At 68.8% G+C, this 11,557-nt stretch carries 11 protein-coding genes; 8 read left to right on the top strand and 3 right to left on the bottom strand.

Features of this window, described 5'->3' with window-relative positions; translation table 11 throughout:
- Nucleotides 1-2 precede the first annotated feature (2 nt).
- Nucleotides 3-1,232, top strand: coding sequence for a radical SAM family heme chaperone HemW (gene hemW, locus ACIPVK_RS09120; RefSeq protein WP_407611658.1), 1,230 nt, complete (start codon nt 3-5; stop codon nt 1,230-1,232).
- Nucleotides 1,233-1,331: 99 nt separating this feature from the next.
- On the opposite strand, the gene ACIPVK_RS09115 is transcribed toward hemW, so the two are convergent.
- Together ACIPVK_RS09115 and ACIPVK_RS09110 are read right to left on the bottom strand one after the other, a co-directional pair.
- Nucleotides 1,332-1,745, bottom strand: a complete 414-nt coding sequence (locus ACIPVK_RS09115) for a DUF4870 domain-containing protein (RefSeq protein WP_407611657.1) — start codon at nt 1,743-1,745, stop codon at nt 1,332-1,334.
- A 221-nt stretch (nt 1,746-1,966) separates the two neighbouring features.
- The gene (locus ACIPVK_RS09110; protein WP_407611656.1) at nt 1,967-2,821 is read right to left on the bottom strand and encodes a DUF3097 family protein; all 855 of its coding nucleotides are present in this window, start codon (nt 2,819-2,821) and stop codon (nt 1,967-1,969) included.
- A gap of 280 nt (nt 2,822-3,101) precedes the next feature.
- Here ACIPVK_RS09110 and hrcA point away from each other — a divergent pair, with 280 nt between their 5' ends.
- From hrcA to ACIPVK_RS09095, 3 genes are read left to right on the top strand one after another with little or no spacing between them, the layout of a single operon-like run.
- A complete protein-coding gene (gene hrcA, locus ACIPVK_RS09105) occupies nt 3,102-4,115 on the top strand; it encodes a heat-inducible transcriptional repressor HrcA (RefSeq protein WP_407611655.1) in 1,014 nt (337 codons plus the stop codon).
- 49 nt (nt 4,116-4,164) lie between these two features.
- Nucleotides 4,165-5,301, top strand: coding sequence for a molecular chaperone DnaJ (gene dnaJ, locus ACIPVK_RS09100; RefSeq protein ID WP_407611654.1), 1,137 nt, complete (start codon nt 4,165-4,167; stop codon nt 5,299-5,301).
- Nucleotides 5,298-6,101, top strand: a complete 804-nt coding sequence (locus tag ACIPVK_RS09095; RefSeq protein ID WP_407611653.1) for a 16S rRNA (uracil(1498)-N(3))-methyltransferase — start codon at nt 5,298-5,300, stop codon at nt 6,099-6,101. The genes dnaJ and ACIPVK_RS09095 overlap by 4 nt, the downstream gene beginning before the upstream one ends.
- A gap of 139 nt (nt 6,102-6,240) precedes the next feature.
- Here ACIPVK_RS09095 and ACIPVK_RS09090 read toward each other — a convergent pair whose 3' ends face one another.
- Nucleotides 6,241-7,170, bottom strand: a complete 930-nt coding sequence (locus ACIPVK_RS09090; protein ID WP_407611652.1) for a GerMN domain-containing protein — start codon at nt 7,168-7,170, stop codon at nt 6,241-6,243.
- A 381-nt stretch (nt 7,171-7,551) separates the two neighbouring features.
- On the opposite strand from ACIPVK_RS09090, the gene ACIPVK_RS09085 reads away from it, so the two are divergent.
- Genes ACIPVK_RS09085 through era form a run of 4 tightly spaced genes read left to right on the top strand, consistent with a single transcriptional unit; the run spans nt 7,552 to nt 11,415 of the window.
- Nucleotides 7,552-8,667, top strand: a complete 1,116-nt coding sequence (locus ACIPVK_RS09085; protein ID WP_407611651.1) for a PhoH family protein — start codon at nt 7,552-7,554, stop codon at nt 8,665-8,667.
- Nucleotides 8,664-9,137: an rRNA maturation RNase YbeY gene (ybeY, locus tag ACIPVK_RS09080; protein ID WP_407611650.1), complete on the top strand. Its 474-nt coding sequence runs from the start codon at nt 8,664-8,666 to the stop codon at nt 9,135-9,137. Before ACIPVK_RS09085 ends, ybeY begins: the two co-directional genes overlap by 4 nt.
- Nucleotides 9,137-10,447 (top strand): hemolysin family protein, encoded by a 1,311-nt coding sequence (locus ACIPVK_RS09075; RefSeq protein ID WP_407611649.1) that lies wholly within the window; start codon nt 9,137-9,139, stop codon nt 10,445-10,447. The genes ybeY and ACIPVK_RS09075 overlap by 1 nt, the downstream gene beginning before the upstream one ends.
- Complete coding sequence (gene era, locus ACIPVK_RS09070) at nt 10,444-11,415, top strand: GTPase Era (RefSeq protein ID WP_407611648.1); 972 nt, start codon at nt 10,444-10,446, stop codon at nt 11,413-11,415. The genes ACIPVK_RS09075 and era overlap by 4 nt, the downstream gene beginning before the upstream one ends.
- The last annotated feature ends 142 nt before the right edge of the window (nt 11,416-11,557 follow it).

The following is an 11,557-nucleotide window of genomic DNA, read 5'->3' as shown; positions in this document are numbered from 1 at the left end:
CAATGCCCTCTGCGTTGCCCCTCGGGGATCCGGCACCATCGGACGGGTTGCTTCCGGCAACCTGCGCCGATGGGGCCGCGGACCGAACCTTCTCGGTCTACGTCCACATCCCGTTCTGTGCCGTGCGCTGCGGCTACTGCGACTTCAACACCTACACGGCCCACGAGCTGGGATCCGGCTCCAGCCAGGACACCTACGCCGAGGCGGTCTCCTCGGAGATCGCCTTCGGCGCGAAGGTCCTGGGGGAATCCGGCGTGGCCCGGCGCGAGGTCTCCACCGTCTTCTTCGGCGGCGGAACCCCCACGTTGCTGCCCGCCGCGGACCTGGTCCGCGTGCTGGCCGAGATCCGCACCCAATGGGACCTGGCCCCCGACGCGGAGATCACCACCGAGGCCAACCCCGACTCGGTGACCCGCGAGTCCCTGCAGGTGCTGGCGGACGGCGGCTTCACCCGGGTGTCCATCGGCATGCAGTCGGCGGTCCCGCATGTGCTCAAGACCCTCGACCGCACGCACAACCCCGAGCGGGTCGGCATGGCCGTCGCTTGGGCCAAGGAGGCCGGCCTGCAGGTCAGCGTGGATCTGATCTACGGGACCCCGGGCGAGTCCGTCGAGGACTGGCGCACCAGCGTGCAGAGGGCGCTGTCCTACGACCCGGACCACATTTCGGCCTACGCGCTGATCATCGAGGAGGGCACCCGGCTTGCCGGGCAGATCCGCCGCGGCGAAGTCGCCAACATCGACGACGACGACCACGCCGACAAGTACTTGATCGCCGACGAACTCTTCGCGGCCGCCGGGTACGACTGGTACGAGGTCAGCAACTGGTCCAAGGACGAGTCCACCCGCTGCCGCCACAACCTTGCCTACTGGCAGGGCGGGGACTGGTGGGGCGCTGGCCCCGGCGCGCACTCGCACGTGGGCGGGCTGCGCTGGTGGAACGTCAAGCACCCCGCCGCCTACCAGCAGCGCATCGACGCGGGAACCTCGCCCGCGGCCGGCCGGGAGACCCCCGACGCGGACGCCCGCTACCTGGAGCGCGCCATGCTCTTGACGCGCATCGTCGACGGGATGGACACCGCCTCCCTGGAGCCCGCGGGCCGCAAGGCGATTGCCGGCCTCATTGCCGACGGGCTGGTGGTGCCCGAGGCGGCGTTTGCCAAGAAGGTCGTGCTCACCCTGCAGGGCAGGCTGTTGGCCGATGCCGTGCTGCGGCGCCTGCTGGATTTCTAGCCAAGAGGGTCCCCGTACGGGGACAAAAATGAAGGTGTGGCCGGCAACCCCTCGGGGCTTGCCGGCCACACCTTCATTTTTTTGGGGAGTAGCGGCTGCTTACTTGAAGAGGCGCAGGTTCAGCCCGTAGCGGTAGGGGCGCGACTTGTTCGCATTGATCCCGGCCCGCACTCCGCTGATGGTCAGGAAAAGCCAGATGGCCACCACCAAGATGGCGAAGAACCAGCCGATCGCGGGGATCAGCGAAAACAGGTGCAGCACGATGGCCAGGACGGTCAGCGGGAAGGTGAAGTTCAGCGCTTCCTTGGACTCCTGGGCGGTGAACGGGCCGCGGGCGCGGAACACCGCGTAGATGACCAGCGCGGGGACGCATCCCAGGATCGCGCCGAAGTGGGCGATCATGGCCCACTGGCGATCCTCGGAGGGAGTCAGGGGCAGGGGTGCGGCCGAGGAACCTTCGAATCGATCCGACTGGCTGTCGCCGCCGGGTGCATTTCGTGCCTCGTTTGCCACTTCTGATGTCCTGTTCGTTGGGTTGGGTGAACCGTTGGCCAGTTTATCCTCAATCGGGCACCGCGGGTGAACACGAAATGCCGTGCGGCGCGCATTTGGGTCCGGCGTGCTGTTTTGGCCGGGAATCGGCACCCTTCACGGTGCCCCGCGCACCCGCTCGCGTCGGCGCGGTGAGGAACCTCACGTCGCGCACGCGCATCGTCGCCCGGCCCGGGCTGTTTTCATTGGTCCTCGGCGGTCAGGAAGTCGATGACCTCCTCGACCCGGCCCAGCAGCGAGGGCTCCAGGTCGGCGTAGGAACGCACCTGTCCCAGGATCCGCTCCCAGCCCTGGGCGACGTCGATCTGCTCGGCGTGCGGCCAGCCCAGTCCCTTCAGGATGCCGGTCTTCCAGTCGGTGCCGCGCGGCACCACCGGCCACGCCTTGATCTTCAGGACGGAGGGCCGGATGGCCTGCCACACGTCCACATAGGGGTGCCCGACGATCAACACGTTGCCGGCCGCGCCGGGCACGCGCATCGCCTCGGCCGCGATCTTCGCTTCCTTGGTCCCCGCCACGAGGTGGTCTACCAGGATGCCGAGCTTGCGCTGCGGGGACGGGGCGAAGGCGCGGATGGCCCCGGCCAGGTCGTCGACGCCGTGCAGCGGTTCGACGACGATGCCCTCCACGCGCAGGTCGTGGCCCCAGACCTTTTCCACCAGCTGGGCATCGTGCTTGCCCTCCACCCAGATCCGGCTGGCGCGGGCGGTGCGTGCCTTCAGCTCGGTGACCATGCGCGAGCCCGAGGCGCTGCGGGCGGTACCCCGGGCAGCCGGGGGAGCGGCGGCGGGCTCGATGATTTCCACCGGCTCGCCCTCGAGCAGGAAGCCGAAGCCGGCGCGGAAGGACTTGGTGCGTCCGCGCCGGTCCTCCAGGACCATCACGCGCATGCCGCCGGACTTCTCGGTCCGGACCACCTCGCCGACCCACCCGCTTTCCACGTCCTCCAGCACCAGTCCGCGCGCCAGCGGGACCTTGCGCAGAACGCGTTTCTTGGGGGCGCTGATGTCCTGGGCGCCCCAGCCGTGGTTGCTCATTGTGTCACTTTCGCCTAGTGGTCAACAGGTCCCGGGCCGATGCACGCGGCGGCGCCCTGCGCCAAGGCGCGGGCCTCGTGTGGTGCCGCGAGGGGCCGGTGTGTCGAACGCGGCATCGCGGCCAAGGACCAAACCATGCTAACAAGCGATCCGAATCGTATTAGACTTAGCAGTTGAACGTGTCGAGTGCCAATGCGCGCTTCACACGCCCCGGCGCCCGGCCGGTGCGTGGGCAGCGCCCCCTTGACCATGGTGATCCGGCTTGTCGGGAGAGGTGAGAATGACCGAACCGCGTCGGCTCGAAGTCCTTCGAGCCATCGTTGAAGACTACGTGCAGTCCCGCGAGCCGGTTGGTTCGCGGGCGCTGCTCGAGCGCCACGACCTTGGCGTGTCCGCCGCGACGATCCGCAACGACATGGCATCGCTGGAGGAAGAGGGGCTCATCGTTGCCCCGCACACCTCTTCCGGGCGGATCCCCACGGAAAAGGGCTACCGGCACTTCGTCGACCAGATCGGCGACATCAAGCCGCTCTCGGGAGCCGAACGGCGCGCCATCGCGGCGCTGCTCGAGGGCTCCCACGACGTCAACGACGTGCTGGAAAACACCGTGCGGCTGCTGGCCAACATCACCCGCCAGGTCGCGCTGATCCAGGTCCCGCACTATTCCAATGCCACCGTGCGCCACATCGAGCTGGTCGGCCTGGGCGCCGGGCAGACGCTGGTGGTGCTCATCGCCTCCAGCGGCAAGGTCGAACAACGCGTGATCCTGCTCCCGCCCTCGGTGGGGGAGGAGGACCTGCAGCGGCTGCGCGCGGTGCTGCTGGCGGCATTGGACGCCAAGCCGATTTCCGACGTCGCCAGGCTCGCCCACGGCGTGCCGGAGACGATTGAGCCGCGCCTGGCCCCGGCGGCCCGTGCCCTGGGCGAGGTCCTGGGTGCCCTGGCACGCAACAGCTCGGTGGACAGGATCCTCACCGCCGGCACCGCGAACCTGGCCCGCGCCAACAGGGACTTCCCGCTGAGCATCACCCCGGTGCTGGAGGCGCTCGAGGAACAGGTGGTGCTCCTGCGCCTCTTCTCCGAACTCGAGCAGGACGCCCACGGGATCGCCGTGGGCATCGGCACGGAAAACCAGTACGGCGCGCTGACCGAGGCCTCGGTGGTCGCCACCGGATACGGACCAGGGGAGCAGGCCATGATCGGCGTGCTGGGCCCGACCCGGATGAACTACCCCACCTCGATGGCCGCGGTCCGCGCCGTCGCCCGATATCTTTCCCGAATCCTGGCCGGCTAATGCGGGTCGAAACACATTTTGTGAAGTACGAAAGGACACAGCGAGCACTGTGAGCACCCATTACGAAGTCCTGGGCGTCAGCAAGGACGCCACCGGCGAGGAAATCAAGAAGGCCTACCGCAAGCTGGCCCGCAAGCTGCACCCGGACGTGAACCCCGGGGACGATGCCAGTGAGAAGTTCAAGCTGGTCACCCGCGCCTACGAGGTCCTCTCCGATGCCGACAAGCGCGCCAACTACGACGCCACGGGCAACGAGAACGGCACCGGGCAGACCGGCTTCGGCGGAGGCGGCGGATTTGGCGGGGGCGGCGGCTTCGGCGACATCTTCGAGCAGTTCTTCGGCGGCGGCGGGGCCCAGGGCCCGGCCTCGCGCACCCAGCGCGGCCGCGACGCCTTGATCACCGCCACCATCGACCTGGCCGACGCGGTGGCCGGGACGGTCTACCCGCTGGAGATGGAAACGGCAGTCACTTGCAAGACCTGCGAGGGCAGCTGCTGCCGTCCGGGCACCTCCCCGGTCACCTGCACCATCTGCCACGGCGCCGGACAGGTCCAGCGCCCGGTGCGCTCGTTCCTGGGCCAGATGATGACGGTGGAGACCTGTGCCGCCTGCCGCGGCTTCGGCACCACCATCGAAGACCCCTGCATCGACTGCAACGGCCAGGGCCGCATCCGCGAGCGCATCTCCAAGCAGTTGAAGGTTCCCGCGGGCGTTGCCAGCGGCACCCGCATCCACCTGGCGAGCCAGGGCGAGGCCGGTCCCGGCGGCGGACCCAACGGCGACCTCTACGTCGAGATCGAGGTCCGCCGGCACAAGATCTTCGAACGTGACGGCGTGGACCTGCATGCACGCATGAACGTGCCGATGACCGCCGCGGCCCTGGGCGCGGACCTGGACCTGGAGACCTTCGACGGTGCCCAGGTCATCGAGGTCGAATCCGGTGCCCAGTCCGGCGACACCGTCCGCCTTCCGGGCCTCGGCGTCCCGCGCCTGCGCGGCGGCAAGCGCGGGGACATCATCGTGCACCTGCAGGTCGAGACCCCGACCAAGGTCGATGCCGCGCAGCGCGAGCTGCTCGAGCAGCTGGCCAAGCTCCGCGGCGAGGAATTCGCCGAGGGACGCATGGAAAACAGCGGCGGCATGTTCTCGCGGCTGCGCGGGAAGCTGGGCAACCTGGGCGCATGAGCAACCAGTGCTTCTTCCTGGCTCCCGGTGAGCTTGCCGACGCGCACGTGGGCGCCGAATTGCGGCTGGAGGGCCCCGAGGGCCACCATGCGGTGACGGTCAAGCGGGTGCGCGCCGGCGAAACGATCGACCTGGTTGACGGTTCCGGGGTGCGGGCGACCGCCGAGGTCACCGCGACGCAGAAGGCCGCGCTGGACGCTACCGTGCGCGCCCTGGAATCCGAGGCGCTGCCGCCGGTGGCCATCACCCTGGTGCAGGCGCTGGCCAAGGGGGACCGGGACCTCCAGGCGGTCGAATCGGCCGTCGAGTTGGGCATCGACGCCGTACGGCCCTGGCAATCGGACCGCGCCATCGTGCGCTGGAACGACGCGAAGGCCGCCAAGGCCTTGGCCAAGTGGGAGGGCACGGTGCTCGCCGCGCTCAAGCAGTCCCGCCGCACCTTCCTGCCCGAGGTGCGCCCGATGCTCACCAGCGCCGACCTCGCCCGGGACATCGCCGCGCGGGTGGCCGGCCCCGTCCCGGTCCTTGTCGTGGTGCTGCACGAGGCCGGCACCGAGTCCCTCGCCGCGGTCGTGGCCCGATGGACGGAGGCCAACCCCGTGCCGGCGTCCGCCGGGCCCGGGGTGCGTGCGGAGATCCAGCTGCTGGTGGGGCCCGAGGGCGGGATCTCGGATGCCGAGCTGGAGAATTTCACGGCCGCCGGGGCCCACGTCGCGCTGCTGGGAAGCCACGTGCTGCGCGCCTCCACCGCCGGCCCCGCGGCCCTGGTGCTCACCCGGCACCTGCTGGGCCAGCTCTAGGAACACTCCCGCGGTAGCCGCCTGCGGCGACACCGAACGAAGACACGGAACAAAAAAGGTCCCCCGGGGCCCCGCCGGAAAACCGGCAGGGCCCCGGGGGACCGGCGTTTTGGCGCATCCTTGAAAGTGCGCGCCAACACTATTGCTTGACGGTGAAGTCCTTGGATTCGCTGCCGACGCGGTCCCCGGTCTGCGCATCGACGCCCCAGGCGGAGAACGTGTAGTCCCCGGGTGCCAGCACGTAGGTGAAGGAAAATTCGTTGTGGCCCAGCGCATCCCCGCCGGTGTGCAGTGACCCGGAGGCCACGGTGGATCCCTGCCCGGCCGATTCGGCACGGCGGGTGATTTCCCAGAACTCCCCGCCGGAGAACATCGCGCTCACGCCGTGGAAGGTGACCTGGCCGGCCTTCTCCGTGGTGCCGAACTGCGGGTCGATGATCCACAGGGGCGCGGCCAGCCCGGCATCGCGCACGAAGTTGTGGTCAAGGGCGATCTGGTCGAAGGCCAGGAACCCGGACTCCCCGTCGACGAGGATGCGCACGCTGGGCTCCAGCCCCTCGGTGAGGATCCCGGCGTTGGACGCGGCGGCAGTGGCGGTGAACACCAGCTGGGCAATGGACCGTTCGGCCAGGCCCTGGTCGACGTCCGAGCCGAAGGCCTTGGCTGAGAGGTCGACGGTGATGACGTTGTCGGGACTGATCGAGGCCCCGACCGCCGCACTGGGGCGCCAGGCGCTGAAGTAGCGGGGGTCGGCGGGCTTTTGCGAGAGCATGTAGCGCACCGAATCGGCGATCGGGTCCGCCGCGCCCCTGATGCGGACAAACTCCCGGTAGAGGGACACTGTCCCGTCGTTCTCCGCCAGCCAGTACACCGGGACGTGCGCGTTGGTGCTCAGCGATTCCATCTCCACGCTCGGCAGCGGCGCGGGCGTCTGCACGCTGGTTGCCGCCTTCGGCATGGAATACTGCTCGCCGGGCACCCCCAGCCCGCAAGCGGCAAGGGTGCCCAGGACCACTGTGAGCCCCAGCACCGCAAGGCGGGAACGGGGGGAGCGACTGGAACGGAACATCGGAATATAAGGGCTCTCTGCAAGAATCGGGGGCAAATCGGGACACGGGCTGGCGGGGGATCGCTGCCGGTCAATCCCCAGCTTGGCATAGGTTGTCGACCGGTAGGGCGGGAAATCCGCGATTCGCGTGGACTGTTGCCTGATTGATATGTATCGATGGAAGTTGTGCCCGAATCGTTGCACAACGGCTACGCATACCTTTCGCCCTGCGGTTTTGGCCGGGCGCACGGCCCCAAACGGTGCCGCACCCGTGCCCGGCCGCCGTGTCCCGGTGCCGCCGCCGCCATCCACGATAGGATTGGGAATGTGCAGGGAACCATGGCCGCGGAAAGACCGCAGGCGCCATTCGCCGGCACGGAACGCGGAGGCTGCAACAGTCGTATGGACCAACAAGTGAGCCAAGTGGGCCAACCCCGGGGAACCGATGCGCTGGTCCAGTTCGACAGTTCGGACCAAATGGTCGCCACGCTCGGCGCACACGATGAATTGCTGCGCGTCATTGCCGGAGCCTATCCGCAGGTGGAATTGCACGCCCGCGGCAACGAGCTGCGGGTCGCCGGCGATGCGGCCCAGGCCCATCGGGCCCTGCGCGTGATTTCCGAGGCCCGCACGCTGGCCGGCAACGGCACCCGCATCTCCGCCCAGACCATCGAGCAACTCATCCGCATGCTGGAAAACTCCGGGGCCGACGACGCCCAATCGGTGCTGGGCCTGAAGATCCTCTCGGGCCGCGGCAAGGCCATCCGCCCCAAGACCGTGAACCAGAAGTCCTACGTCGACGCCATCGACGAGAACACCGTCATCTTCGGCATCGGCCCCGCCGGCACCGGCAAGACCTACCTGGCCATGGCCAAGGCGGTCGCCGCGCTGCAGGCCAAGGAGGTCAGCCGCATCATCCTGACCCGCCCGGCCGTGGAGGCGGGGGAGAAGCTGGGCTTCCTGCCCGGCACCCTCACCGACAAGATCGACCCCTACCTGCGCCCGCTCTACGACGCGCTGCACGACATGATCGAACCCGACTCGATGCCCAGGCTGCTGGCCGCCGGCACCATCGAGGTCGCCCCGCTGGCCTACATGCGCGGGCGCACGCTCAACGACGCGTTCATCATCCTGGACGAGGCGCAGAACACCACGCCCGAACAGATGAAGATGTTCCTCACCCGACTCGGCTTCGGCTCCAAGATCGTGATCACCGGCGATATCACCCAGGTCGATTTGCCCGGCGGCACCAAGTCCGGGCTGCGCGTGGTCACCGAGATCCTCGAGGGCGTGGACGACATCGCCTTCTGCGAGCTCGACGCCACCGACGTGGTCCGCCATCGCCTGGTCGGCGCCATCGTCGGCGCCTACGAGCGCTGGACCGCGCGCCAGGACCCGAACTTCAACCGTTCCAAGGCCCGGGCCCGCCGCCGCGCCGCCACGGGACGGAACCCCGAACACCCGCCCGAGAAGAAGCAGCAGGGCCACGCGCCCGAAAACCAGGAGCAGTCCCCATGAGCGTAGAGGTCAACAACGAGTCCGCGGTAGGTGCGGACCTGGAACGCATCAGCGCGCTGGGGCGCCACATCCTGGCCGAGCTCTACGTGCACCCGGAAACCGACGTCTCCATCATCCTGCTCGACGAGGAGCCGATGAGCGCGCTGCACGTGGAATGGATGGACCTCGAAGGGCCCACCGACGTGATGAGCTTCCCCATGGACGAGCTGCGCCCCGGCGTCCCCGGCTCGCCCACCGAGGCCGGCATGCTCGGCGACATCGTGATCTGCCCGCAGGTCGCCACCCTCCAGGCCAACACCGGCGGGCATTCGGTGGAGGACGAGATCCTGCTGCTGACCACCCACGGGATGTTGCACCTGCTGGGCTTCGACCATGCCGAACCCGAGGAGAAGGACGTCATGTTCTCCCTCCAGCGCCAGCTGCTCGAAGGCTTCCTGGGCCGCCCCGCTCCCCGGGAGACGATGGACTAGTGACCGCGGTCATCCTCGCGTTCTGTGCACTGCTCTTCATCCTCAGTGCCGCCCTCCTCACCGCCGCCGAATCGGCATACCTCTACCTCTCGCGGCAGCAGGCCGAGGCGCTGCGCAACGACTACGCCTCGCCGCACCTGGCCAACATCCTCGCCGACTCGCAGAGCCACACCCACGCCGTGCGCTTCTGGCGGATCTGGTTCGAGACCGCCTCGGCCGTGGCCGTCGCGATCCTCTACCTTGACCGGCTCGACAACGTCTGGCTGGCCGGGCTGCTGGCCACCGCCACCATGGCAGCGGTCGGCTTCGTTCTCGTCGGGGTGTCCCCGCGCCGCCTGGGGCGCAGCCACGCGGACACCGTCGTGCGCTACACCGCGCCGCTGGTCCGCTTCCTGCGCGTGGTCCTCGGGCCCATCCCCACCTGGCTGGTGGGCATCGGCCAGGCCCTGAGCCCGAACTCGGTCGCCGAGGACGACGGCTTCCTGTCCAAGGAACGCCTCCGCGACCTGGTCGACCGGGCCACCGAGGGCGACGAGCTGGAGGACGAGGCCGCCGAAATCATCAACTCCGTCTTCGACCTCGAGGACACCTACGTCCGCTCGGTCATGGTCCCGCGCACCGACATGGTCACCATCGACAAGGGCCAGGGGCTCAACGCCGCCATGGACCTGTTCCTGGCCTCGGGCTGCTCGCGCATACCCGTCATCGGGGAGAGCGCGGACGACATCTTCGGCATCGTCTACCTCAAGGACGTGGCCTACAAGCTGCACCTGGGCCCGGAGGCCGCCGACGTGGTCGAGGACCTGGCCCGCAAGGTACGCTACGTTCCGGAATCCAAGTCCGTGGCGGAGCTGCTGCCCGAGCTGCAGCAGGAATCCACCCACATGGCCATCGTCATCGACGAGTACGGCGGAACCGCCGGACTGGTCACCCTGGAGGACCTCATCGAGGAAATCGTCGGGGAGATCGACGACGAATACGACCGGCAAAAGGTCGACATCGAAGAGGTGAGCGACGGCAGCTTCGTGGTGCGCGCCCACACCTCCATCGACGAGCTCGGCGAACTCTTCGACATCGACATCGACGAGGACGAGGTCGACTCGGTGGGCGGGCTGCTGGGCAAGGTGCTCGAATCCGTGCCCGTGCTCGGATCCCACGCCACCATCGCAGGCATTGAAATGAAGGTCCTCTCGCTGAGCGGACGACGCAACCGGATCGGCAAGATCCTGGTGCGCAGGCAGGCAACACCACCCACGACCGGCGAACACGCCGCCGCCAAAGATGCAGGGCATCACAAGGAGCAATCATGAACCGGAACATCAAGAAGCCACAGATGCTGCCCACCGGAGGCTGGCCCGAGGACTTCCGCGCCGGGTTCACCTCCTTCGTGGGCCGCCCGAACGCGGGCAAGTCGACGCTGACCAACGCGCTGGTCGGCCAGAAGGTGGCCATCACCTCCGCCAAGCCGCAGACCACGCGGCACACGATCCGCGGGATCGTGCACCGCGCCGACGCGCAGTTGATCCTGGTCGACACCCCGGGCCTGCACCGCCCGCGCACGCTGCTGGGCCAGCGCCTGAACGACCTGGTGGCTGACACGCTCTCCGAGGTCGACGCCATCGGCTTCTGCCTGCCGGCCAACGAGAAGATCGGCCCGGGCGACCGCTTCATCGCCACGCAGCTCGCGCAGCTGCAGAAGAAGCCCATCGTCGCGATCGTGACCAAGGCCGACACCGTTGACCGGGCCGCGCTGATGGCCCAGCTGATGGCCGTCACCCAACTGGGCGTCGACACCCTGGGCGAGGGCGGCTGGGCCGCGGTCGTGCCGGTCTCGGCCACCGGGGACTTCCAGGTCTCCGAGGTCGCCGACGTGCTCGTCGCCCAGATGCCGCTGTCCCCGCCGCTGTACCCGGACGGGGAGCTGACCGACGAGCCGGAGGCCAAGATGGTTTCCGAGCTGATCCGCGAGGCAGCGCTGGAGGGCGTGCGCGACGAGCTTCCGCACTCCCTGGCGGTCGTGGTGGAGGAAATGGTCCCGCGCGAGGGACGCCCGGAGGACAGCCCGTTGCTGGATGTCCGGGTGAACCTGTACGTGGAGCGCTCGAGCCAGAAGGCCATCATCATCGGGCGGGGCGGGGCGCGGCTGCGCGACGTGGGAACGCGTTCGCGCAAGGCCATCGAGGCACTGCTGGGCACCCGGGTCTACCTTGACCTGCACGTGAAGATCGCCAAGGAATGGCAGCGCGACCCCAAGCAGCTGGGCAAGCTCGGCTTCTAGCCCCGAAGCCCGCCGTGCCCTTCTGCCCCGTGCGGACCCCCTGGCGGGTACCGTGCGGGGCCTGCTTCGTGGCGATCGCCGACCGGGTCCGGCGGGCCACCGGCCGGTCGAGTCCCGGCGGGCCTCCCTGGCCCGCGAGCAG

The organism is Paeniglutamicibacter sp. MACA_103 (assembly GCF_045798555.1).
GTDB lineage: Bacteria > Actinomycetota > Actinomycetes > Actinomycetales > Micrococcaceae > Paeniglutamicibacter.
The sequence above is the reverse complement of the archived record's forward strand: the minus strand, read 5'-3'. Positions and strand labels throughout refer to the sequence as shown.